Origin of the sequence: Sphingopyxis sp. (genome assembly GCF_041916015.1) — a bacterium.
Classification (GTDB): domain Bacteria; phylum Pseudomonadota; class Alphaproteobacteria; order Sphingomonadales; family Sphingomonadaceae; genus Sphingopyxis.
Genome location: NZ_JAYSAH010000017.1, coordinates 18,493 through 41,571 on the forward strand (window position 1 = coordinate 18,493; position 23,079 = coordinate 41,571).

The 23,079-nt window shown below is 66.9% G+C and carries 25 protein-coding genes; 13 read left to right on the forward strand and 12 right to left on the reverse strand.

Features of this window, described 5'->3' with window-relative positions; genetic code table 11:
- Positions 1-252 (reverse strand): exodeoxyribonuclease VII small subunit, encoded by a 252-nt coding sequence (locus ACE3SL_RS02580; RefSeq protein ID WP_374524199.1) that lies wholly within the window; start codon positions 250-252, stop codon positions 1-3.
- An 82-nt stretch (positions 253-334) separates the two neighbouring features.
- Between ACE3SL_RS02580 and ACE3SL_RS02585 the strand changes: the two genes are divergently transcribed.
- The 6 genes from ACE3SL_RS02585 (at position 335) to ACE3SL_RS02610 (ending at position 6,623) form a co-directional block, all read left to right on the forward strand.
- Positions 335-988, forward strand: coding sequence for a hypothetical protein (locus ACE3SL_RS02585; protein WP_374524200.1), 654 nt, complete (start codon positions 335-337; stop codon positions 986-988).
- Between the two features lie 132 nt (positions 989-1,120).
- Positions 1,121-1,417 carry a hypothetical protein gene (locus ACE3SL_RS02590; protein ID WP_374524201.1) on the forward strand — a complete coding sequence of 99 codons (297 nt, stop codon included), beginning with the start codon at positions 1,121-1,123 and terminating at the stop codon, positions 1,415-1,417.
- A gap of 81 nt (positions 1,418-1,498) precedes the next feature.
- Positions 1,499-3,754: a phosphoribosylformylglycinamidine synthase subunit PurL gene (gene purL, locus ACE3SL_RS02595; protein WP_374524202.1), complete on the forward strand. Its 2,256-nt coding sequence runs from the start codon at positions 1,499-1,501 to the stop codon at positions 3,752-3,754.
- The gene (locus ACE3SL_RS02600) at positions 3,754-4,302 is read left to right on the forward strand and encodes a nucleoside 2-deoxyribosyltransferase domain-containing protein (protein WP_374524203.1); all 549 of its coding nucleotides are present in this window, start codon (positions 3,754-3,756) and stop codon (positions 4,300-4,302) included. The genes purL and ACE3SL_RS02600 overlap by 1 nt, the downstream gene beginning before the upstream one ends.
- An 11-nt stretch (positions 4,303-4,313) precedes the next feature.
- A complete protein-coding gene (locus ACE3SL_RS02605) occupies positions 4,314-5,054 on the forward strand; it encodes a DUF72 domain-containing protein (RefSeq protein ID WP_374524204.1) in 741 nt (246 codons plus the stop codon).
- 30 nt (positions 5,055-5,084) lie between these two features.
- Positions 5,085-6,623: an amidohydrolase family protein gene (locus ACE3SL_RS02610; protein WP_374524205.1), complete on the forward strand. Its 1,539-nt coding sequence runs from the start codon at positions 5,085-5,087 to the stop codon at positions 6,621-6,623.
- A 17-nt stretch (positions 6,624-6,640) separates the two neighbouring features.
- On the opposite strand, the gene ACE3SL_RS02615 is transcribed toward ACE3SL_RS02610, so the two are convergent.
- Positions 6,641-7,420, reverse strand: a complete 780-nt coding sequence (locus tag ACE3SL_RS02615; protein WP_374524206.1) for a Coq4 family protein — start codon at positions 7,418-7,420, stop codon at positions 6,641-6,643.
- 165 nt (positions 7,421-7,585) lie between these two features.
- On the opposite strand from ACE3SL_RS02615, the gene ACE3SL_RS02620 reads away from it, so the two are divergent.
- Positions 7,586-8,821 (forward strand): DUF418 domain-containing protein, encoded by a 1,236-nt coding sequence (locus ACE3SL_RS02620; protein ID WP_374524207.1) that lies wholly within the window; start codon positions 7,586-7,588, stop codon positions 8,819-8,821.
- Here ACE3SL_RS02620 and ACE3SL_RS02625 read toward each other — a convergent pair.
- From ACE3SL_RS02625 to panB, 6 genes are all read right to left on the reverse strand, one after another.
- A complete protein-coding gene (locus ACE3SL_RS02625) occupies positions 8,818-9,222 on the reverse strand; it encodes an Hpt domain-containing protein (protein WP_374524208.1) in 405 nt (134 codons plus the stop codon). The genes ACE3SL_RS02620 and ACE3SL_RS02625 overlap by 4 nt on opposite strands.
- Before the next feature lie 111 nt (positions 9,223-9,333).
- On the reverse strand, positions 9,334-9,573 hold the full coding sequence (locus ACE3SL_RS02630) for a sulfurtransferase TusA family protein (protein ID WP_374524209.1): 240 nt from the start codon (positions 9,571-9,573) through the stop codon (positions 9,334-9,336).
- Positions 9,563-10,939 (reverse strand): ribosome biogenesis GTPase Der, encoded by a 1,377-nt coding sequence (der, locus tag ACE3SL_RS02635; protein WP_374524210.1) that lies wholly within the window; start codon positions 10,937-10,939, stop codon positions 9,563-9,565. The genes ACE3SL_RS02630 and der overlap by 11 nt, the downstream gene beginning before the upstream one ends.
- Positions 10,940-10,982: 43 nt before the next feature.
- Positions 10,983-12,317, reverse strand: coding sequence for a PQQ-binding-like beta-propeller repeat protein (locus ACE3SL_RS02640; RefSeq protein WP_374524211.1), 1,335 nt, complete (start codon positions 12,315-12,317; stop codon positions 10,983-10,985).
- Position 12,318: 1 nt separating this feature from the next.
- Positions 12,319-13,128, reverse strand: a complete 810-nt coding sequence (locus ACE3SL_RS02645) for a tetratricopeptide repeat protein (RefSeq protein WP_374524212.1) — start codon at positions 13,126-13,128, stop codon at positions 12,319-12,321.
- A gap of 100 nt (positions 13,129-13,228) precedes the next feature.
- The gene (gene panB, locus ACE3SL_RS02650; protein WP_374524213.1) at positions 13,229-14,092 is read right to left on the reverse strand and encodes a 3-methyl-2-oxobutanoate hydroxymethyltransferase; all 864 of its coding nucleotides are present in this window, start codon (positions 14,090-14,092) and stop codon (positions 13,229-13,231) included.
- 141 nt (positions 14,093-14,233) lie between these two features.
- Between panB and ACE3SL_RS02655 the strand changes: the two genes are divergently transcribed.
- The 5 genes from ACE3SL_RS02655 (at position 14,234) to sppA (ending at position 19,077) form a co-directional block, all read left to right on the forward strand.
- On the forward strand, positions 14,234-14,659 hold the full coding sequence (locus tag ACE3SL_RS02655; protein WP_374524214.1) for a hypothetical protein: 426 nt from the start codon (positions 14,234-14,236) through the stop codon (positions 14,657-14,659).
- Positions 14,652-14,867 (forward strand): helix-turn-helix transcriptional regulator, encoded by a 216-nt coding sequence (locus ACE3SL_RS02660; RefSeq protein ID WP_374524215.1) that lies wholly within the window; start codon positions 14,652-14,654, stop codon positions 14,865-14,867. Before ACE3SL_RS02655 ends, ACE3SL_RS02660 begins: the two co-directional genes overlap by 8 nt.
- 125 nt (positions 14,868-14,992) lie before the next feature.
- Positions 14,993-16,099: a glutamate 5-kinase gene (gene proB, locus ACE3SL_RS02665; protein ID WP_374524216.1), complete on the forward strand. Its 1,107-nt coding sequence runs from the start codon at positions 14,993-14,995 to the stop codon at positions 16,097-16,099.
- 17 nt (positions 16,100-16,116) lie between these two features.
- Positions 16,117-17,013, forward strand: a complete 897-nt coding sequence (locus ACE3SL_RS02670) for an NAD-dependent epimerase/dehydratase family protein (protein ID WP_374524224.1) — start codon at positions 16,117-16,119, stop codon at positions 17,011-17,013.
- 78 nt (positions 17,014-17,091) lie between these two features.
- Positions 17,092-19,077: a signal peptide peptidase SppA gene (sppA, locus tag ACE3SL_RS02675; protein WP_374524217.1), complete on the forward strand. Its 1,986-nt coding sequence runs from the start codon at positions 17,092-17,094 to the stop codon at positions 19,075-19,077.
- A gap of 29 nt (positions 19,078-19,106) precedes the next feature.
- Here sppA and ACE3SL_RS02680 read toward each other — a convergent pair whose 3' ends face one another.
- The gene (locus tag ACE3SL_RS02680; RefSeq protein WP_374524218.1) at positions 19,107-20,009 is read right to left on the reverse strand and encodes an alpha/beta fold hydrolase; all 903 of its coding nucleotides are present in this window, start codon (positions 20,007-20,009) and stop codon (positions 19,107-19,109) included.
- Between the two features lie 142 nt (positions 20,010-20,151).
- Between ACE3SL_RS02680 and ACE3SL_RS02685 the strand changes: the two genes are divergently transcribed.
- A complete protein-coding gene (locus ACE3SL_RS02685; protein ID WP_374524219.1) occupies positions 20,152-20,316 on the forward strand; it encodes a hypothetical protein in 165 nt (54 codons plus the stop codon).
- Positions 20,317-20,360: 44 nt separating this feature from the next.
- Here the strand turns inward: ACE3SL_RS02685 and ACE3SL_RS02690 are convergent, their stop codons facing one another.
- From ACE3SL_RS02690 to ACE3SL_RS02700, 3 genes are all read right to left on the reverse strand, one after another.
- On the reverse strand, positions 20,361-21,005 hold the full coding sequence (locus ACE3SL_RS02690) for a trimeric intracellular cation channel family protein (protein ID WP_374524220.1): 645 nt from the start codon (positions 21,003-21,005) through the stop codon (positions 20,361-20,363).
- Positions 21,005-22,342 carry an amidohydrolase gene (locus ACE3SL_RS02695; RefSeq protein WP_374524221.1) on the reverse strand — a complete coding sequence of 446 codons (1,338 nt, stop codon included), beginning with the start codon at positions 22,340-22,342 and terminating at the stop codon, positions 21,005-21,007. Before ACE3SL_RS02695 ends, ACE3SL_RS02690 begins: the two co-directional genes overlap by 1 nt.
- A gap of 26 nt (positions 22,343-22,368) precedes the next feature.
- A partial coding sequence (locus ACE3SL_RS02700) for an FAD-dependent oxidoreductase (protein WP_374524222.1) occupies positions 22,369-23,079 on the reverse strand: 711 nt, incomplete at its 5' end.

The window sequence follows — 23,079 nt, forward strand, 5'->3', positions numbered from 1 at the left end:
TCAGCTTTCGCCGAAGGGCGTGGTTCCCGCCGGCTGGCCGTCGGCGCCGAGGCTGACCTGCTCGATACGCGCTTGTGCCGCCGCGAGCCGTGCCTCGCAATGCGTCCTGAGCGCATGGCCGCGTTCGTAGAGCGCCACCGATTCCTCGAGGCTGACGTCGCCGCTTTCGAGCCGGCGCACGATCGTTTCGAGCTCGCCCATCGCGGCCTCGAACGACAGGGCGGAAATTGCGGTTTCGGGGGTCTCCGTCATCCTGACGCTTTGGCCCCTTCGCCCCCTTGCGGTCAAGTGCGGTCGCGCTTGACGCCGTGCGCGGACGCGATAGCATCGGATCATGTTCATCGGGCATTTCGCACCGGCACTGATCGTCGCGACGCGGCCGAAGGCCGCCGGACTCGGCACGCTGTTCGTCGCCGCGCAGCTCATCGACATCGGATTTGCGGCGCTGCTGATCCCCGGCATCGAGGCGATGCGGATCGTGCCCGGGATCACCGCGATGAATCCGATGGACCTTTACCAAATGCCCTATACGCACAGTCTGCTCGGTGCCCTGTTATGGGCCGCCGGCTTCGGGCTGCTGGTCCAGTTCGCCACGAAGCGGCGTGAGGCGGCGATCGGCGCCGCGCTCGTCGTCGTCTCGCACTGGCTCCTCGATCTGTTCGTCCATATCCCTGACCTGACGCTGTCCGGAGGACCGCCGAAGCTAGGGCTCGGCCTCTGGAATCATCCGCTCGTCGAAATGCCGCTGGAAATCCTGCTGACCTTCGGCGCACTGCTCTATTACGCCCGGCGGACGCGCGCGCACTCCAGCAACCTCCGCCTCTGGATTCTTGCCGTCCTGCTCGCGCTGGTGCAGGCGATCGACTGGTTCGGGCCGAAGGAGCCCGTCTATTCGCTCGCGATTCCGGCGACGATGCTCGCCGCCTATGCGGTGTTGGCGGCCGCGGCGGCGTGGACCGGCGCGAATCGGCGTCCGGCGGACGGCTGACCCCTTCCGCTTTCGCGCAAGCGTGATTCCGCTTTTTGCAATTGCCCCCGCCGGGCGGGCAAGCCATGCTGCATCGCACAAGAAGAGAGGGGCTCAAAGGCAAGTTTTGTTTCATCAACAAGGACTTGCATCATGAAAAACATCTTCCTCCCCACCCTCGCCCTGTTCGCGCTCTTTCCCGCTGCCGTCCAGGCCGAAGAGCCCGCCGCGCAACGCTTCGAACATGGCGGCAGCATCTACAGCTATACGGTGACGCAGGTCGGCGACACACGCGTGATCAGCGGCATCGAGGAAAAGACCGGCAAGCCGTTCAAGCTGCGCGTGGGCGAACATCGCGTCCGCGGCACCATCGGCTCGCAACAGGTCAGCTTCGCGCTCCGCGACGTGAAGCCGCTGACCCAGCCCGCGACGACGCTCGCCGCGCGTTAATCCTCTCCGTCCGCAGACCCCATGGTGCGAAATGCATCATGGGGTCTGTTCCTATCGCGCGCGCGCGGCTAAAGGCGCGCCATGACTCAGACAGCAGCCGCGCCCGCCTCCGTCATCACCCCCGAGATCGTCGCCGACCACGGCCTGTCTCCGCAAGAATATGAGCGCGTCCTCGCCGCGCTCGGGCGCGAGCCGAACCTCGTCGAACTCGGCATCTTTTCGGTCATGTGGTCCGAGCATTGCAGCTACAAAAGCTCGCGCATCCATTTGAAGAAACTGCCGACCGAGGCGCCGTGGGTGATCTGCGGCCCCGGCGAGAATGCCGGCGTCATCGACATCGGCGAAGGCCCGGACGGCAAGAAGCTGGCCGCGATCTTCAAGATGGAGAGCCACAACCACCCGTCGTACATCGAACCCTATCAGGGCGCGGCGACCGGGGTCGGCGGCATTTTGCGCGACGTGTTCACCATGGGCGCGCGGCCCGTCGCCAACCTCAACGCGCTGCGCTTCGGGCGTCCCGATCATCCGAAGATGAAGCACCTCATCTCGGGCGTCGTCCACGGCATCGGCGGCTATGGCAATTGCGTCGGCGTGCCGACGGTCGGCGGAGAGGTCAATTTCCACAAGGCCTATGACGGCAATATCCTCGTCAACGCGATGACCGTCGGCGTCGCCGAGCAGGACAGGATCTTCTATTCGGCCGCCAGCGGCGTCGGCAATCCGATCGTCTATGTCGGCTCGAAGACCGGCCGCGACGGCATCCACGGCGCTACGATGGCGTCGGCGGATTTCGGCGAAGATGCCGAGGAAAAGCGCCCGACCGTGCAGGTCGGCGATCCTTTCACCGAAAAATTGCTGATCGAGGCATGCCTCGAACTGATGGCGTCGGACGCGATCGTTGCGATCCAGGACATGGGCGCCGCGGGCCTCACTTCCTCGTCGGTCGAGATGGCATCGAAGGGCGGCGTCGGACTGCACCTGAAGATGGACGACGTGCCGCAGCGCGAGACCGGCATGACGGCGTATGAGATGATGCTGTCCGAATCGCAGGAACGCATGTTGATGGTCCTGAAGCCCGGCCGCGAGGATTTCGCCGCCGCGATCTTCCACAAATGGGAACTCGACTTCGCGGTCATCGGCACGGTCACCGACACCGGCCGCATGGTGCTGGAGCATCATGGCGAGATCGTCTGCGATATCCCGCTCGCGCCGCTCGCCGACGATGCGCCGCTCTACGACCGCCCGCATATTCCGACCCCGAGGCAGGCCGAGCTGACGAACGTCCCCGAAACGAAGGACGTTGCGGCCGACCTCAAGACGCTGATGGGCACCCCCGACATCGCCAGCCGCCGCTGGATTTACGAGCAATATGACAGCCAGGTCGGCGGCGACACGGTGCAGATCGGCGGCGACGCGGCGCTCGTCCGCATCCACGGCACCAATCGCGCGCTCGCGATGTCGACCGACTGCACCCCGCGCTATTGCTACGCCGATCCCGTCGAGGGCGGCAAGCAGGCGGTCGCCGAGACCTGGCGCAACATCAGCGCGGTCGGCGCGACGCCGCTCGCGATCACCAACTGCCTGAACTTCGCCAACCCGCAGCGTCCCGAAATCATGGGGCAGATCACCGGCTGCCTCGACGGCATGGCAGAAGCGTGCCGTGCGCTCGACTATCCGATCGTGTCGGGCAACGTCAGCCTCTATAATGAGAGCAAGGCGACCGGCGGCGGCAGCGCGATCCTGCCCACCCCCGCGATCGGCGGCGTCGGCGTGATCGACGACCTCGCGAAAGCTGTCGGCATCGGCTTCAAGCGCACCGGCGACATCGTGCTCGCGGTCGGCGAACGCGCCGGCCACCTCGGCCAGTCGGTGTGGCTGCGCGAAATCCTCGGCCGCGAGGAAGGCCCGCCGCCGCCCGTCGACCTCCGCGCCGAAAAGCGCACCGGCGACTTCATCCGCGGCGCGATCAACGCCGGTTGGATCACCGCGTGCCACGATGTTTCCGATGGCGGCATCGCGGTCGCGCTCGCCGAAATGGCGCTCAAATCGGACATCGGCGTGCTCGTCAGCGAGGAACAGCCCTTCGGCATCGCCGAAAGCTTCTTCGGCGAAGATCAGGGGCTCTATCTCGTCACCGTCTGCGACACCTGCCTCGCCGACTTCCTCGACGCCGCGGGCCGCGCCGATGTGCCGGTCGACCCCGTCGGCCGCACGATCAAGGACCGCATCGTCTTCGAACTGCCCGAAAGCGACCATCAGGTGACGCTCGCCGAACTGCGCGAGGCGCATGAGGGTTTCTTCCCGACGCTGATGGGCGCCGACGCGGCGCTCGCCTGATGCGGCGCGCGCTCGTCGCGCTGGCGCTGCTGACGACCGCCCTCCCCGCTGAGGCCGCGCCGCGCACGATCACCTCGCCGCAGGCACTGCCCGCCGACCATGAGCGGCCGCGCATTTTCCTCGGCGGCAGCATCGACATGGGCCGTGCCGCCGACTGGCAGGCCGAGCTGGTCAAATCGCTCGGCGACCTCGACGTCGTGTTTCTCAATCCGCGGCGGCCCGACTGGAATCCCGCGTGGAAGCCGGATGCGAGCGAACCCGAGTTTCGCCGGCAGGTCGAATGGGAATTGGGCGCGCTCGAATCCGCCGACATCGTCGTGATGTATTTCGCGCCGGGATCGCAAAGCCCGATCAGCCTGCTCGAGATGGGCCTCCACGCGCGCGGCGGAAAATTGATCCTGCTTTGTCCCGAGGGCTTTTGGCGCAAGGGCAATGTCGATATCACCGCCGGACATTATGGCATCGAACAGGTCGCGACGATGGACGAGCTCGCCGCGGCGGTCCGGCGCCGCGTGGCGAAATGGGCCGAGCCGGAATCGCCCGCCTGAGGAGCGGATATATGAGCATTCATGTCGGAATCGGCGGCTGGACCTTCGAGCCCTGGCGCGGAGCCTTCTATCCGCCGAAGCATCCGCAGAAGCGCGAACTCGAATATGCCGGACAGCATCTGACCGGAATCGAGATCAACGGCACCTATTACGGCAGCCAGAAGCCCGAGAGTTTCGCCAACTGGGCCGCATCGGTGCCGGGCGGGTTCAGGTTCAGCGTCAAGGCGTCGCGTTTCGCGACGAATCGCAAGCGACTCGCCGAGGGCGCCGGATCGATCGAGAAATTCCTGAACCAGGGTGTGACGCGGCTCGGCGACCGGCTCGGGCCGATCCACTGGCAGTTCATGGCGACGAAGACATTCGAGCGCGACGATTTCGCGAGCTTCCTCGACCTGCTGCCCGAAACGCTCGACGGGCTTCCGCTCCGCCACGCGATCGAGGTCCGGCACGAAAGCTGTCGCGATCAGACGTTCATCGACATGCTGCGCGAGCGGAACATGGCGCTCGTCTTCGCGGACAGCGACGAATTTCCCTGCATCGACGAACAGACCGCCGACTTCACCTATGCGCGCCTCCAGCGGTCGCAGGAGGAGGTCGAAACCGGCTATGACGACGCGGCGCTCGACCATTGGGCACAGCAGGCCCGCAACTGGGCGAAGGGCGAGCGCGATGTCTACATCTTCTTCATCGCGGGCGCGAAGGTCCGCAATCCGGCCGCCGCGCAGGCGCTGATCGCGCGGCTGGCGGCTTAGCAAAGGCGTCAACCAAAACAGGAGGCCATCATGCAGACCATCTATAACCGGCTGGTCCGGACGTCGCTCGCGGCCGCAGCGTGCACTCTCGCCTTATGGGCAGCAACAGGGCAGACGGCCCCGGCCAAAGAAAGCGCCGATCTGCTCATCGACGGCGGCACGATCATCACCATGGACCCGGCGCGGCGGATCATCGACGACGGCGCCGTCGCGATTCTCGGCAACCGGATCGTCGCGATCGGCACCTCGGCCGAGCTTCAGCAGCGCTTTCACGCCCGCGAGGTGATCGACGCGCACCGCAAGATCGTGATGCCCGGACTGATCGACGGGCACGGGCACGCCGGGCACGCGATGCTGAAGAGCCTCGACGCCGACGGCGAGGATTGGAACGCAGCGGTCGAGCGCCTCTATGCCCACGGATCGACCCCCGATTTCTGGAAGGCCGACGCCGAGCTTGCCGGGCTGGAACGGCTGAAGGGCGGGGTCACCACCTCGGTCAATCTGTTCGGGGGAGGCGCCGACGTCTACCGCGTCGACGATCCCAAATATGCCGATGCCTATCTGGGCGCGATCCGCGATATCGGCGTGCGATGGTTCCTGGGCGTCGGGCCGCGGCGCGGACCGTTTCCGAGCGCCTTCACCGACTGGACGAGTGGCAAGCCGCACGCGATCAAGGTCGATTTCGCGCAGCAGCTGGGCGTCTCCGAAGCGCTGATCCGCAAGTGGGACAAGGCCGGCGACGGGCGCATCCGCATGGCGACGGTTTTTCCGACGATCGCGGCCAAGGACGCCCCACCGGGAGCGGTGCTGGACGAGATCAAGCGCGAGGCCCGCGCCGTGCGCGACCTGTCGAAGCGGGCCGGCGTCCTCTTCCTGCAGGACGGGCATACGAAGGGGACGGTCCAGTTCGCAAATGACGAACTCGGCCTGCTCGGCCCCGACGCGATCTTTTCGCACGCCACCGACCTCACCGATCAGGAAATCAGGCTGATCGCATCGACCGGCACGCGCATCTCGCACAATCCGAGCGCGATCTTTTCGATCATGGGGCGCAATCCGACAACCGAGCTGATCGATGCCGGCGCGATCGTCATGCTCGGATCGGACGGGGCGGCGCCCGATCGCAGCTATGACATGTTCCGCCACATGTTCCAGGCGACGCGCTATCACCGCCGGCATTTCCGCGACCCCGACGTGCTGCCCGCCGGCAAGGTGCTGGAAATGGTGACGATCGACGCCGCCCGCGCGATCGGCATGGAGAAGGAGATCGGATCGCTGGAGGCCGGCAAGCGCGCCGACATCATCCTGATCGACTGGTTCAAACCCCGCCTGATGCCGATGAACATGCCCGTTCACCGGGTCGTCTATTATGCCAATGGCGAGGATGTCGCGACCGTGCTGGTCGACGGGCGCGTACTGATGCGCGACCGCAAGGTACTGACGGTCGACGAGGGCGCGGCGCTATCCTTCGCGCAGGGCGAGATCGACAGCGCGCTCACCCGTGCGGAGCTCGGCGATCTGACCGTGCTCCCCAAAGGTTTCTGGGGGAGCACGCATCTGATCCGCTGACCGAAGCCCCGCTGCGCTCAGGCCGCCGCGGGCTGCGCCGCGAGGAAATTATAGGGGTCGATGCCGTTGCTGCGATAGGCCCGGTGCGCCGCTTCGTAGAGCGTCGGCTTGGCGATGCCGAGCCGCGCGCGCGCGGCTTCGAGCGGCTCGGCGAGCAAGGCGCGGATGTCCTGCTCGATGATCGCCTTCGACACCTGGCCGTGGCGCTGGCCCTGACGGATCGCGCCCATCACCGGAGCATCGCCCTTGACGCTGCGTTTGAGCTCGAGGCCGCCGGCATAGGCGATGAAGAAATTGCCGTAATTGCCGGTCTGGCCATAGGTGAAGCCGAGCACGCACTGTTCGCCGAGCGCGTCACGGCCGTAGCCGGTCAGGATATGGAACAGGTCGTGCGTGTCGCGCAGGCGGTTCGCATACCATTGGAGCTGGTCGTCATATTGCGGGCGCCCCATCTTCTCGGCCTCGGCGACGAGCCCCGCCGCCGACAGGCCTTCGCGGCGCATGAAGGTGACGTAAGCGTGGCCGACGCTGCCCTCTGGGAGTTTGTCGATCCAGCCATGATCGTCGAGCAGGTCGGGAAGATAAGGTTCGCTCGCCATCAGCCGCTTGCCGAGGTCGCTTTCGACGAAGGCGCGGGCATCGTCCATGAAGCCCTTGCGCGGCAGATTTTCGAAGATGTGGAAGACCTGTTCGGTATCTTCCTTGTCCTTGATCAGCTTGCGGAAGTGCTGAAAGGCCTTGAACGGGCGGAATTTCGCGGGGACGCGATCGGGATGGGAGAAGAGGGTCGGGGTCATGGCGGCTCTTTCGCGAATCATCTGATGCTGTGGAGATAGCATTACTGACATAGATGTCAATAACCCTTTAACGGAGACGAGAAACTCCTCGACGCCCTTCCGGCGGGCCGATAGGTCTTCGCATCATCGGCGGCGGGGGAAACCGGCATGGAAACGCAGGCAACCATGAGGCGCTATGAAAGCCTCGACGCGATCCGCGGGGTCGCGGTGATGGGCATATTGGCGATGAACATCGTCGCCTTCGCGCTGCCCTTCGCCGCCTATATCAATCCGGTCGCGGGCGGGCCGGTCGGCAAGGCCGACCTCGCGGCCTGGTTCTTCAACTTCGTCTTCATCGATTCGAAGATGCGCGGGCTGTTCTCGATGCTGTTCGGCGCCAGCACGCTGCTCGTGATCGAGCGCGCGGAGGCGAGCGGACGCAGCGCGGCCGGATCGCATTATGCGCGGATGATCTGGCTCGCGATCTTCGGCCTCGCCCATTTCTATTTCATCTGGTTCGGCGACATCCTGTTCCTCTATGCGATGTGCGGGCTGCTCCTCTTCGCCTTCCGCAACCTTTCGGTGAAGGCGCTGCTGATCTGGGCGCTCGTCTTCTTCGTCGTCGCGATCGGCCTGCTCGGTTCGGCCTGGATCGCCTTCGCGCTCGCCGAAGCGGGGAAATTACCGCCCGAAGTGATGGCGCAAATGCAGAGCGACCTTGCCGACATGAACGCCGACATGGGTCCCGGCGCCGCAAGCTATGCAAAGGATATCGCGGTGCACCTCGGCAGTTATGGCAGCATCGTCGCCGAAAAGCTCGGCGCGAAAGCGGCGGAGCCCTTCGTCCAGGCGCTGATGTTCCTGTGGGAGACGATGGGGCTGATGCTGATCGGCATGGCGCTGTTCAAATCGCGCTTTCTGACCGGCGAATGGGAGCCGGCGCGCTACCGCAAATGGACGCTCACCGGCTTCCTCGTCGCCATTCCGCCGCTCGCCGCCCTTGCCTGCTATCAATATACGCAAGGGTTCAGCGCGGTTTCGACCTTCGGCGCATCGCTGTCGCTATCGATGCCGTTCGACGTCGCGATGACGATCGGCTGGGCGGCGCTGATCATGCTGCTGATCCGGACCGCGGCGAGCGACGCGGTGAACGCCCGGCTTGCGGCGGCCGGGCGGATGGCCTTCACCAATTATCTCGTCACCTCGATCGTGATGACGACGATCTTCTATGGCTATGGGCTTGGCCTGTTCGGCAGTATCGGGCGCACCGCGCTCTATCTCTTCTGCTTCGGCATGTGGGCGGCGATGCTGCTCTGGTCGAAGCCGTGGCTCGACCGCTTCCACTATGGCCCGCTCGAATGGCTCTGGCGCAGCCTGTCGCGCCGGCAACTGCAGCCGATGCGGAAAGCGGCCCCGGCCTAATAACCGGCAGCGCGGCCGAAACTCGCGGGTCTGCGCTGGACGAGCGGGTTCGCTTCGCGCTCGAGCGCTTCCAGCGTCTGCTCGAACAAGGTCCGGAGCGTGACGACGCGTGGCAGATATTCCTCTGGGCTCAGCTGCGCCTCGACGCAGTGGCGCGCGAACATCTCGATATCCTCGGCGAGCGCGCCGAGCCGTTCGCCGCCGAACTGGCGTGCCTCGCTCTTCAGCGTGTGCGCGGGCATGACGAGGCCGCGCGCGTCGCGGGCGCGCATCGCCTCCTCGATCGCGGCGACCGATTTGGTGCCGTCTTCGCGGAAATAACCGAGAATGCGCACGAACGCCGCGCCCAGCTGGGTACGGGTCGCTCGAAACTCATCCCAATCGACCAGGATCTCGTCCAATGTCCTGTCCCTCGGTGTTCAATATGGTCGTGGTCCCGTGTCCCCCATGCCGAAAGTCGGTAAAAAAGGGGTTACGAAAAGACGCGGCGACCAAAGCCGCCCCGTTTCGGGTCAATCGCGGCGAACCCGCCAGCCTTCCTCGCCATCGCCCTCGACGCGCCAGCCCTGTTCGGCCGCGAGCGCTGCAACCTCGCGTCCCGCCTGCGGATCGTCGGCAAACAAGGTCACGTCCGTCGCGCCACGCATCGCGCGCGCGAGGCGGAGCGCGGGCCAGGGACAGCGCATCCCGCGCGCATCGACCACGACGGCCGGCGCCTCGGTCGCCATAGGGCCCGCGACGTCAGTCGCCATAAGGATTGCGCGTATTGCGGAAATTGAGGCGGATCGGCACGCCCTGGAACCCCAGCTCCTTGCGCATCCCGTTCATCAGATAGCGCTGATAGCTCGCGGGCAGATCGTCGGTGCGGCTGCCGAAGACGACGAAGGTCGGCGGCCGCGTGCGCGCCTGTGTCATATAGCGCAGCTTGATCCGCTTGCCGCCGGGTGCCGGCGGCGGATTGGTTTCGACCGCGCGCTCGAACCAGCGGTTGAGCTTCGCGGTCGAGACGCGCTGCGTCCAGATCGCGCGCTGCTCGAAGGCGACGCGCACCAGCGTGTCGATCCCCTTCCCCGTCGCGCCCGAGATGCTGAGCAAAGGCACGCCCTTGATCTGGCTGAGCCCGTCGTCGAGCGCCGCGCGCACACCGTTGAACAGCGACGAGGGGTCGCCGGCGACGTCCCATTTGTTGAGCGCGACGATCAGCGCGCGGCCCTCGTCGAGCACCTTGTCGGCGATCTTCAGATCCTGTGCTTCAAGGCCCTTGGTGGCATCGAGCAGCAGCACGACGACCTCGGCGAAATCGACCGCGTGGAGCGCGTCGGCGACCGAAAGCTTTTCAAGCTTGTCCTGCACCTTGGCGCGCTTGCGCATCCCGGCGGTGTCGAAGAGCTGGATCGGGTGAACTTCGCCGTCCTTTTCCCATTGCCAATCGACGCGAATCGAGTCGCGCGTGATCCCCGCCTCCGGGCCGGTGATCAGCCGGTCCTCGCCGATCATGCGGTTGATCAGCGTCGACTTGCCGGCGTTCGGGCGCCCGACGATCGCGAGCTTGAGCGGGCCGAGCGGTTCGTCCTCGCCCGCTTCGGCGCTTGCCGCGTCCTCGGCGGCCTCCATGAAGGGCTCGACGATCGGGCGGAGCGCGTCGAACAGGTCGACCAGCCCTTCGCCATGCTCGGCGCTCAAGGCGAACACCGTGTCGAAGCCGAGGCTATAGGCCTCCATCAGCCCCGCCTCGCCCTGCTTGCCTTCGGCCTTGTTCGCGCAGAGGATGATCGGCGTGTCCTCGCTGCGCAGCCAGCGCGCGATTTCCTCGTCGAGCGGAGTGACCCCCGCGCGCGCATCGACCATGAACAGCGCCGCGTCGGCCTCGCGCACCGCCTTCTCGGTCTGGACGCGCATCCGGCCGGGCAGGGTCGCGGCATCCTGATCCTCGAACCCCGCGGTATCGACGATCAGGAATTCGAGGCCGAGCAGCTTCGCATCGCCCTCGCGCCGGTCGCGCGTCACCCCCGGCTGGTCGTCGACGAGCGCGAGGCGCTTGCCGACGAGCCGGTTGAACAGCGTCGATTTGCCGACATTGGGCCGACCGACAATGGCGATCGTCGCGGATCGCGCCATGGCTTGGTTCCTATCTCATCCGGGCCGCCCCGGCCCGGACGCCTCAGCGCCAGGCCGTGATGGTTCCGTCGTCTGCCAGAATATACAAAATATTGTTCGCGACCACCGGCGTCTGCGACAGCGGCGTCTTGAACTCGGTCGTCGCGAGGGTCGAGCCGTCGGTCGGCGAGAATTCGACCAGCTGGCCCTCGCTGTTCACCGCGATCAGGCGACCGCCGGCCAGGATCGGCCCGGTCCAGCGGATCGGGTCCTTCTTCTTCTTTTCGGTCTCGACACGATAGCGTGCGAGCTGCTGGAGCCAGCGGACCTTGCCGCTGGTCCGCGCGACGCAGAGCAGCTTGCCGTCGTCGGTCATCGCATAGACCCACTCGCCGACCACATAGGGGGTCGAGATGCCCGCGATCGAGATTTCCCAGCTGCGCTGGCCGGTGACGAGCTCATAGCTCGCCATGCGGCCGCCCTGACCGAGCGCGAAGACGCGGCCGCGGTCGATCACCGGATCGGCATCGACATCCGACAACGTCGAAACCGACAGCGCCATCGAGGTGCGCGCAAGCGCATCTTCCCAGAGGTCGCGGCCGTTCTCGTAACGATAGGCCTGGACCTCGCCCGACGAATAGCCCGCGACGATCGTGCCCTGCCCAGCCGCCGGCGATGCGGCGCCGAAGACGCTCCCCGGCTCGAGCGAGGCGGTCGCCTGCCACTGCACCGCGCCGCTCGCGGCGTTGAGCGCAAAAATCTGGTTGTCCTGGCTGATCACATAGACGCCGCCGAAGGCGACCGTCGGCGCGCCGCGCAGCGGCCCCGCGGGCTTCGCCTTCCACAGCACGCTGCCGTCGGCGACGTTCAGCGCGGCGACGTCGCCCGATCCGCTCGTCGCATAGACGGTGTTGCCATCGACCGCGGCGCCGCCGCCGAACAGCGAGTTCTTGTAATCCTTGCCGGTGCTGCCGATCGACGCGCTCCACAGCCTGGCGCCCGTGTCCGCAGCATAGGCGGTCACCACCGCGTCGGTATCGACGACGAACAGCCGGTTGTCGGCGATCACCGGCGACGAGGCGAGCCGTTGCTTGTTGGTGCTGCCCGCGACGCGCGCCTCCCAAACCTTCTCGCGCGCGGCGCCGAGCGCCGGATGGCCCATCGATTTCGAGGCATTGCCGCCCGATTGCGCCCAGTCTGCGTTGACCGCAGGATCGGGCAGCACGACCGCGACCGCTTCGGTCGCCGGATCGACCTTGATGCTGTTGTCGTTAGACAGGATCGACACGCGCTGGCCGACCGTCGGCGTCTTGGGGCCGCCGTTGCCCTTGAGCGCACCGCAGCCCGCGAGCGGCAGTGCGAGCAGCACCGCGCCCATCACATAATGGCGTTTCCGCATCTTACTTGGCTTCCTCACTCTTCGCGGCCGCCGCTGCGCCCGGCGCGCCTTTCTGGTCCCCGTTGTCCGTGTTTCCGGCCGCCCGCACCCGCTCGGCATCGGCCTTGAGGCTCTCCGCCGCGCGGTCGGCCACGGCATCGACGCCGAGCATCCCCGCCATCTGGACGGCGCGCGACTGGAGCGACTTCGTCACGCCCGGCATCTTCGCGATGCGGCCATAGAGCTTGCCTGCCTGGTCGTACTGGCCCTGCTGATAATAGGCCGCGGCGCTGAGCTCGGCGGCGCTCGGGAACCAGCTCGAGACCGGGTCCTTGGCATCGACGATCGGCTTCAGCCGGGCGACGATCGCCTCGGGCTTCAGCGTGTCATATTCGAGTGCGGTCTGGCGGATCAGCGCCATATCGCGCAGCGACTGGTCGAGCTTGGTGTCGGTCGCAACCTTCGCCATCAACGCGGCCGCCGCCTTGAGGTCGCCGGTCTGCGCCTTGAGGTTCGATTGCTCGATCAGCGCCGCGGCACGATAGGCGGGGTTGCCCTCGCCCTCGAGCGTCTTGAGTGCGGCGGTCGCCGCGGTCGGCTGACCCGACTTTACCTTGTCGAAAGCGGCGAGCAGTTCCTCCGCCTTTTCGCCGCGCACGACGTCCTGCCGATGCCCCCAATAGAGATAGCCGCCGAACGCGAGGAGCGCAGCGACCGCGCCGCCAAGTATCCAGCGCCCATAGCGCTGCATGATCGTGTCGAGCTGGTCCTTGCGGACCGCTTCATCGACTTCCTGCAACAGGGCCGCATCGTTGGTCGGGCTCAGGGCCAATCAAACCTCCATCAACTTCAAATCGGCTCCGCGCCGCCGCTTCCTTAGCGACGGCGCGGAGAAACGCCAAGCGATTCACATTGCACGGCTTCGCGCCGCCTTACCCTGCGTAGATCTGATCCTCGGTCGGAAATGAACGGGACCTGACCTCGTCCGCATAGTCGCGGACCGCGCCGTTCACGACGCTCGCCATGTCCTGATAGCGCTTCACGAACTTGGGCACGCGTTCGAACATGCCGAGCATGTCGTCGGTCACCAGCACCTGCCCGTCGCAACGGGCCGAGGCGCCGATGCCGATCGTCGGGCAATCGACCTTGTCGGTGATCTCGATCGCAATCGATTCGAGCACGCCCTCGATCACGATCGAAAAGGCGCCCGCCTGCGCGACCGCGACCGCATCCTCGACGATCGAGCGCGCTTCTTCTTCGCTCTTGCCGCGCACACCATAGCCGCCGAGGATATTGACCGCCTGCGGCGTCAGCCCGACATGCCCCATCACCGGAATGCCGCGCTGGGTCAGGAACTCGATCGTCGGGGCCAGCACCTTGCCGCCCTCGACCTTCACCGCTGCGGCGCCGGTTTCCTTGAGCAGGCGCGCCGCATTGTCGAACGCCTGCTGCGGGCTGCCCTCGTAGCTGCCGAAAGGCATATCGACGATCACCGCGGCATGATAGCTGCCGCGCACGACCGCAGCGCCGTGCAGCGCCATCATGTCCATCGTCACGCCGACCGTATGCGGCAAGCCATAGATCACCTGCGCAAGCGAATCGCCGACGAGCAGCATATCGCAATGCGGGTCGAGCAGCTGCGCCATGCGCACGGTGTAGGCGGTCAGCATCACAAGCGGCTCGCCGCCCTTGCGCTGGCGGATACGCGGCACCGTCAGCCGCTTCATCGGCTGCGGCGTCGGATTGGCGCGGCTCGTCGAGGTGTCGAGGGTGAGCGTTTTGGGGAGCGTGGACATGGCGCGGGGGTCTAGCCCGTCCGGCCCGGCAGCGAAAGCTCGAAACGCCGCCCATCGTCCACCAATGTAAAAAAATATTGACTCAATGTTCTATATTTTTAACATAACGTCATGAATAACGAACATGAGGAGTTTCCTGTCATGGCTTTTCGCGAAAAGACGGCGTGGCTGACGCTGATCAGCATGCTGGTTGCCTATGCGCTCTATTTTGGGCTCCTCGTCGCGGGCCATCCTGCCAGCCACGAGCTGTTTCCGATGCTGTGGCTGTTCGGAGCGATCACGCTGACCCAGCTCGTCATCGTGATCGCCGGGTCGCTCTATCTGACCGCGCGCGCACCGGGGAAGGAGCGCGCACGCGCCGACGAGCGCGATCGCGCGATCAGCCGTCGCTGCGCCGCTGCGGGCTATTATGTGCTGATGATCGGGACGATCGTCGCCGCGGTCGTCATGCCCTTTCTCGAAAGCGGCGCGCGGCTCGCCAACATCGGTCTGTTCGCGCTGGTGACCGCCGAGGCGGTCCACCATCTGGTGGTCCTGACCAGCTACCGGAGGGGCTGGCATGGCTAAGCTTCCCTTCAGCAACGACATCCGTACCCTGCGCTTCCTTGCCGGCGAAATGACCCAGGGCGAACTCGGCGACCGCGTCGGCGTGACGCGGCAGACGGTCGCGGCGATCGAACAGGGCAAATATTCGCCTTCGCTCGAAGTCGCCTTTCGTATCGCCCGCACTTTCGACAAGCCGCTCGAGACGGTCTTTCAATGGGACGGCGACTGAATCGCGGGGACGAACAGCGGGACATCTAGTGTGACCTCGGTGGCTTCTGGAATAAAATTACGCGAGTCGGGTCAAGCAGGACATTCGCATTGGCCAAGGGCGCGCATCACGCTATCGGCTGCGCCATGAAGCTGTTTCCGCCTGCCGCCTGCCCCCGCCTGATCGTCAAGATCGGCTCCGCGTTACTCGTCGATCCCGACGGCGCGGTGCGGCGCGACTGGCTGGCGGGCATCGCCGCCGACATCGCCGACCGGACCCGCGCGGGCCAGCAGGTCGCGGTCGTTTCGTCAGGCGCCATCGCGCTCGGCGCGCGGCGGCTGGGGCTGGCGAAGGGCGGCCGCGCTTCGCTCGAAGACGCGCAGGCGGCGGCCGCGACCGGCCAGATCGCGCTGAGCCAGGTCTGGGCCGAGGTGCTCGGCGCCGAGGGACTGACCGCGGCGCAGATTCTCGTCACGCTCGACGATCTCGAGCATCGCCGCCGCTATCTCAACGCCGCCGCGACGCTCGACCGGCTGCTGGGGCTCGGCGTCGTGCCGGTGATCAACGAAAATGACAGCGTCGCGACCGAAGAAATCCGCTTTGGCGACAACGACCGCCTCGCCGCGCGGGTCGCGCAGGCGGCGGGCGCAGGTGGCGTGATCCTGCTCTCCGACATCGACGGCCTCTACGACAAAAATCCCGCGCTGCCCGGCGCCAGCCATATCGCCCGCGTCGAGCGGATCGATGCGGCGATCGAGGCGATGGCCGACACCGGATCGGCGTCGGGCATGGGGTCGGGCGGCATGGTGTCGAAGATCGCGGCGGCGCGCATCGCCAACGCCGCCGGCGCGCACCTCGCCATAGCCTCGGGCCATGTCGATCGCCCGCTGTCGGCTGCCGCGCGCCACACGCTGTTCGCCGCCGAGAAAGGCGCGAGCGCGCGCAAGGCATGGCTTGCGGGCGGGCTGACCGCGAAGGGCAAGCTCATCATCGACGCCGGCGCGGTAAAGGCCCTCAGCGGCGGCGCGAGCCTGCTCGCCGCGGGCGTCACCGCCGCGACCGGCAGCTTCGTGCGCGGCGACATCCTCGACATCGCGGGTCCCGACGGGCGCACCGTCGCGCGCGGCCTGTCCGAATATCCCGCCGCCGATGCCGCCGCGATCCTCGGCCTCGGCCGCGACGCGCAGGAAGCGGCGCTCGGCTATGCGCCGCGGGCCGCGATCGTCCACCGCGATCATATGGTGCTGCTTTGAACCAGCGCACCCTCGCGATGACCGGCGCGACGGGCTTCGTCGGCAAGGCGGCGCTGCGGCAGGCGGTCGAAGCGGGATGGCACGTCCGCGCCCTCACCCGCCGTCCGCAGGATGAACGCGAAGGCGTGACCTGGATCGCCGGAGCGCTCGACGAGCGGGACAACCTCGCCGAGATGGCGGCAGGCAGCGACGTCGTGATGCACATCGCGGGTGTCGTAAACGTCCCGACGCGCGCCGATTTCGAGGCAGGCAATGCGACGGCGACCGCGAACGTCGTCGATGCTGCACGCGAAGCCGGCGTCCGCCGTTTCATCCATGTCTCCTCGCTCGCCGTGCGCGAGCCCGGCCTTTCCAACTATGGCTGGTCGAAGGAACGCGCGGAGAAAGTCGTCATCGAAAGCGGGCTCGACTGGACGATCGTGCGTCCGCCCGCGGTGTTCGGCCCCGGCGATACCGAGATGCTCGACCTGTTCCGCATGGCGCAGCGCGGCCTCGCGCTGGTTCCGAGCGGGCGCCTGTCCGCAATCTATGTCGAGGAACTCGCGCGGCTGCTCGTCGCGCTTGCCAGCGACCGCGAGGCGAGCATCGGCCAGATGTACGAACCCGACGACGGCACGCCTTCGGGCTGGTCCTATCGCGGTTTCGCGCGCGCGATCGCCGATGCGGTCGGGCGGCAACGGCTGGCGACGGTCGCGACCCCTGCGCTGCTGCTCAAGACCGCCGGTCGGCTCGACACGCTGGTCCGCCGCAGCCGCGCCAAGCTGACCGCCGATCGCGCCCGTTACATCGCGCACCCCGACTGGGTTGCGAGCGGCGGCGCCTGCCCTCCCGCCGCGCTGTGGCGCCCGGAACGCGACACCGGCGACGCGCTGGCAGAAACCGTGCGCTGGTATCGCCGCGAGGGATGGCTGTGATGTCGCCGGTGGGGGACTGCCGTCCGCCCGTCGAAGCGCGCATTGCCAACGCCGGGGCGCATCCCTAGGTTCGCGGGCATGACCGACACCACCGCCACGCCTCCCAACGACCCCGCAGGCCCCTGGGCCATTCCTGTCCGCCGGCCGCTGCCGGGCGACGGCAAGCCTCGCAGCGGCACGAGCTTCCCGCGCAAGGTCTGGAACCTGCTCGTCGGCATCAAGGACGCGCTGGCGCTGATCTTTCTGCTGATCTTCTTCGCCCTCCTCTTCGGCCTGCTCGCGGGACGGCCAAACGCCGCACTGCCGGTGAGCAAAGGCGCGCTCGTCGTCGATTTCGACGGCATCGTCACCGAACAGCCGTCGGACGTCGATCCGCTCGCGGCGCTCTCGGGCGGCAACCAACTCAAGGAAATCAGGACCCGCGATGTGGTGCGGGCGCTCGAAACCGCGGCGACCGACAAGCGCGTCACCTCGGTCGTGCTCGACCTCGATCGTTTCCTCGGCGGCGGTCAGGTTTCGCTCGCCGAGATCGGCGCCGCGGTCGACAAGGTGCGCGCAGCGAAAAAGCCGGTGCTCGCCTTCGCCACTGCTTATACCACCGACAGCTATCAGGTCGCGGCGCACGCCAGCGAAATCTGGTCCGACGACATCGGAGGCGTCGCGATCGCCGGGCCGGGCGGCTCGCGCCTCTATTACAAGGGATTGATGGACAAGCTCGGCATCACCGCGCACATCTATCGCGTCGGCACCTTCAAGAGCGCGGTCGAACCCTATCTGCGCAGCGACCAGTCGCCCGAGGCGAAGGAAGCCGACATGGCCTATGCCGGCGCCTTGTGGGAAAACTGGCTGACCGAGGTCAAGAAAGCGCGGCCGAAAGCGAAGATCGACGCCTTCGTCGCCGACACCGCGGGCGCGGTGAAGGCGGCGGCCAATGATCTGTCGAAGGCGGGCGTCGATGCCGGACTGATCGACAAGGTCGGCAGCCGCATGGCGTTCAGCGCGCGCGTCGCCGAGATCAGCGGCGCCGACGACGACAGCCGGCCGTGGGAATTTAACGCGATCCCGCTCGAAAATTGGGTCGCCGCCAATCCGCCCGAGACGAAAGGCGCCGCGATCGCGGTCGTGCCGGTGGTCGGCGAGATCGTCGACGGCGAAACGGGCGGCGGCAGCGCGGGCGGCGACACGATCGCCGAACATATCCTCGACGCCGTCGCCGACAGCGGCACCAAGGCGATCGTGCTGCGCGTCGATTCGCCGGGCGGGTCGGTGCTGGCGTCGGAGCAGATCCGGCAGGCGCTATTGCAGGCGAAGGCGAAGAAGCTGCCCGTCGTCGTGTCGATGGCGAATGTCGCGGCGTCGGGCGGCTATTGGGTCTCGACCCCCGCCGACCGCATCTTCGCCGAACCCGAGACGATCACCGGATCGATCGGCGTCTTCGGAATCATCCCGAGCTTCGATCAGGCGCTCGCCAAGATCGGCGTCAATGCCGACGGTATCGCGACGACCCCGCTGTCGGGCCAACCCGACGTGTTCGGCGGCGTGAACGACGAGTTCAACGCGATGGCGCAGGCGAGCGTCGAGGATATCTATGCGCGCTTCACCGGCCTTGTCGCGAAAAGCCGTAAGCAGCCGATCGAGAAGATCCGGGAGATCGCCGAAGGCCGCGTCTGGGCGGGCGGCACCGCGCGCCAGATCGGCCTGGTCGACCAGTTCGGCGGCCTGCCCGACGCGCTCGCCGCGGCGGCGAAGCTGGCGAAGATCGACGGCGCCTATCATGCCAAATATTATGAGGAAGAGCCGAGCGAATTTTCCAGGATGCTCGCCAGCCTGACCGGCGCCGAGCAGGAACAGGAAGCCGCCTTGCCGCGCGGCTGGTTCGGCATCGCGGCCATGAACCGCGAGCTCGCCGAGCGGCGGCTGGTGCAGGATATGGCATTATTCACCAAAGCGGGGTCGGTGCAGGCAAGCTGCCTCGACTGCCGCGCCTTCCTGCCTGCGGTGCCGCGGGCGGGCGATGCGCAGGCGAAGGGATTGCTGGCGACACTGGCGCTGCTGCTGAAATAATTCCTCGCCCATTTGCGGGAGGGGAGGAATCAGGCCGCGACCGCCACGCCCTTCGCATGATCCGCGATCGCGTCCGCCAGCGTATCGACGAGCGCGAGCGGCAGGTCGTGGCCCATGCCGGGGATCGTCAGCAACCGCGCGCCGGAGATGTTCGCCGCGGTATCGCGTCCGCCCTCGATCGGCACGAGCGGGTCGGCCTCGCCATGGATCACCAGCGTCGGCGCGGTGATGCGCTTCAACATCGATCGGCGGTCGCCGTCGGCGACGATCGCCGCCATCTGCCGCGCGACGCCCTGCGGATACCAGCCGCGCTCATAATCGTTTCGCACCCGGCGCTGCAGCCGGTCCTCGGCGGCGGGATAGGCGGGGCTGCCGATCACCCGCGCGGCGTTGACCGAATAGGCGATCATCGCTTCGGGATCGCCGCTCATCGGCCGATTGGCGAGGACACGCATCGCTTCCTTCTGCGCGCGGGGCAGGCGCGGATTGCCGGTGGTTGACATGACCGACGTCAGCGACAGCACCCGCTCGGGATAGCGCGCCGCCATATGCTGGACGATCATCCCGCCCATCGACGCGCCGACGATATGCGCACGCTCGATGCCGAGATGATCGAGCAGCGCCATACCGTCGGCCGCCATGTCGGCGAGCGTGTAGGCGCTGCGCACCGGCAGCTTGAGCGCCGCCTTGACGAACATCCATTTGAGATTGGGGACCCCCGCCGCATCGAAGCGGGTCGACAGGCCGACGTCGCGATTGTCGTAGCGGATCACGCGAAAACCGTGCCCAACGAGCGCATCGACGAACTCGTCGGGCCAGAGGGTGAGTTGTCCCCCCAGCCCCATCACGAGCAGGATCGCAGGCGCGCCCTTCGCGCCCCTGTCCTCATAGGTGATGCTGATGCCGTTCGCGCTGGTCTGTTCTGTCGTCATTCCGCCGGGGTCCGTTACCGTTAGCCCCTCAACATGCCGCGTTGCGCGGCGCGGTCAAGCCGCGACGGAAACGCGCTTTCGGGATCGAAGGTGGCGAAAGACCCGATAGATCGGCAGCGATGCGATGAACGGCAACACGAAGATGACCAGCGACAGCCCGACGATCCAGCGGCCGGTCGCCGCCGGCTCGCCGCACGCGCTCGCGCAATCGGGCGCCGCGACCCCGGCGCCGAACGAGATCAGCAATGTCATCAAGGTTGAAACTGGTCCCCTGGGCGCGCCCCTCCGCGCGTCCCCGGATCCGTAGCGGATCGATGTTAAGCCGGCGTTGCGGCTCGATTAGCCCGCTGTTTACCGCGATTCGCGGGGGCCTTTATAGGCGGGAAGCGCCAATGACCAGCGAATTGCGGCGCCGCGCAGGACAAAGCCGGCGCAGGCGCCCGCCACCGCGGCGATCGCGGTGCCCAGACCGAGCCACAGTAAAACGAGATAGAGCCCCGACGAAAGTGCCGCCGCGGTCACATAGATTTCGGGGCGCATGATGATCGACGGGACGCCCGCCAATATGTCGCGGATCGTGCCGCCGACGCAGCCGGTGATCACCCCCATCATCAGCGCCGGCACCGGAGGGACGCCCCACGCAAGCGCTTTCGCGGTGCCGAAGACGGCATAGGCGGCAAGCCCCACCGCGTCGGCCCATTCGAGGAGTTGGCCCTGTTGCCACCAGCGCTCGGGCGTCGCCCAGACGGTCAGCGCGATGGCGATACACACCGCGGCGATCGCGCCGTCCTGCACCCAGAAGACCGGCGCCCCGATCAAGAGGTCGCGGACGCTACCGCCGCCGACCCCGGTGACGAGCGCGAAGAAGCAGGCGGTCACGAGCGTCTGACGCAGCCGTACCGCCATCAGCGCGCCCGACAGCGCGAACACGCCTATCCCCGCCAGATCGAGCAGGCGAACGATCAGCGCATTGTCGATGCCGGGCACCACCGGCATTATTTTGCAGCCGGGCGCACGCCGCCGATGATCGACAGGGTGATCGCCCGCACCGCATTGCGGATCGCGGGCTCCGCCTTGGGCGCAAAGAAGGGCGAATGATTGGTCGGCGCGGGCTCGCCCTTTGCCTTGAGGTCGGCGAGCACCGCGGGATCATAGCCGCCGATGCCGAAGAAGACCGACGGCACGCCGGCATCGACGAATTCCGAATAATCCTCGCTGCCCGACATCGGCGCCCCGGCCGCAGGCGCGAAAACCAGTCCCTTGCCGAACACCGGCCCGAGCAGCGATGCCGCCGAAGCCGCCATCGTCTCGTCGTTCATCAGGACGCCGGTGCCGCCGAGATAGGTGATCGTCGGTTCGGGGGCGTTGCCCATCATCGCCGCCGCCTTCGCCGCGCGCGCGGTGCCGCCGCGCAGCAGTTCGCGCACGTCGGGCGCCTGCGAGCGGAGATTGACCTTCACCTCGGCGCTGTCGGGGATGATGTTCGGGGCGCTGCCGGCGTGAATCGCGCCGATCGTCAGCACCCCGAACGCAGCGGGGTCCTTCTCGCGGCTGATCAGCACCTGCGCATCGGTCACGAAGCGCGCGGCGATCGGGATCGGGTCGATCGTCGCCGCGGGCATCGAGCCATGGCCGCCGCGGCCGTGAAAGGTCACCGAATAGCTGTCCGACGCCGAGGAGGACGGCCCCGCCTTGATCGCGACGACGCCAGCGGGAAGATTGCTGACATGCGCGGCGAAACCGAAATCGGGCTTGGGAAAGCGCGTGAGCAGCCCGTCGTCGAGCATCGCGCGCGCGCCCTTGAGCGGTTCCTCGGCGGGCTGGCCGATCAGCACCACCGTGCCCGACCAGCTGTCGCGCATCGCGCTCAGCGCCTGCGCGACGCCGACGAGATAGGCGACATGCGTGTCGTGGCCGCAGGCGTGCATCACCGGCACATCCTTGCCTTCATAGGTCGCGCGCGCCTTGCTCGCCCAAGGGAGGCCGGTTTTTTCCTCGAGCGGCAGCGCATCCATGTCGGCACGGACGAGGATCGTCGGGCCGTCACCATTCTTCAGAACGCCGACGACGCCGGTGCCCCCGACCTTCTCGGTCACGGTGAAGCCGGCCTTGCGGAGCTGCTGCGCGAGGATGCCCGCGGTGCGAACCTCCTGCATCCCGAGCTCGGGGTGGAGGTGCAGGTCCTTGTAGATCGCCTCCAGCGCCGGATAATTTTTGTCGAGCAGCGCCGACAGGCGCGCGTCGGCCGCGGCGATATCCGGCGCCGCCTGCGCGCCGGTCGCCATGAGCGAGAGGACGAGCGAAGCCGCCCCCAAGAGCCCGCGCTTCGCCATATCCCGTCTCCCCTGTTTTGCTTGTCTCAGATGTGGATCGGCTTGCCCGTCACCGCCATCGCGGCTTCCTTGATCGCCTCGCTGTGCGTCGGATGCGCGTGGCAGGTGTAGGCGATGTCTTCGCTCGTCGCGCCGAATTCCATCGCCTGCGCGGCCTGCGCAATCATCGTCCCGGCGACGCTCGCAATGATCCAGACGCCGAGCACGCGGTCGCTCTTGGCATCGGCGATCACCTTCACGAATCCGTCGGGCTCGTGGTTGGTCTTGGCGCGGCTGTTCGCGAGCATCGGGAATTTGCCGACCTTCACCTCACCGCGCTCCCTCGCCTGTTCTTCGGTCAGGCCGACCCCGGCGATTTCGGGCCAGGTGTAGACGACCGAGGGGATGACATCGTGGTTCACGATGCCAGTCTGACCGGCGATATTCTCGGCGCAGGCGATGCCTTCGTCCTCGGCCTTGTGCGCGAGCATCGGGCCCGGAATGACGTCGCCGATCGCCCAGATACCGGGGACCGAGGTGCGGAAATCATGGTCGGTCTCGATCTGGCCGCGCTGGTTGAGCGCCAGCCCCGCCTTGTCGAGGCAGAGGCCTTCGGTATTCGGGCGCCGTCCGATCGAGACGAGCACGACATCGGCCTCGAGCGTTTCGGCCTCGCCGCCCGCCGCGGGTTCGAGCGTCAGCACGGCCTTCTTGCCCTTCACCTCGGCCTTGGTGACCTTGGTCTTGAGCTTGAATTC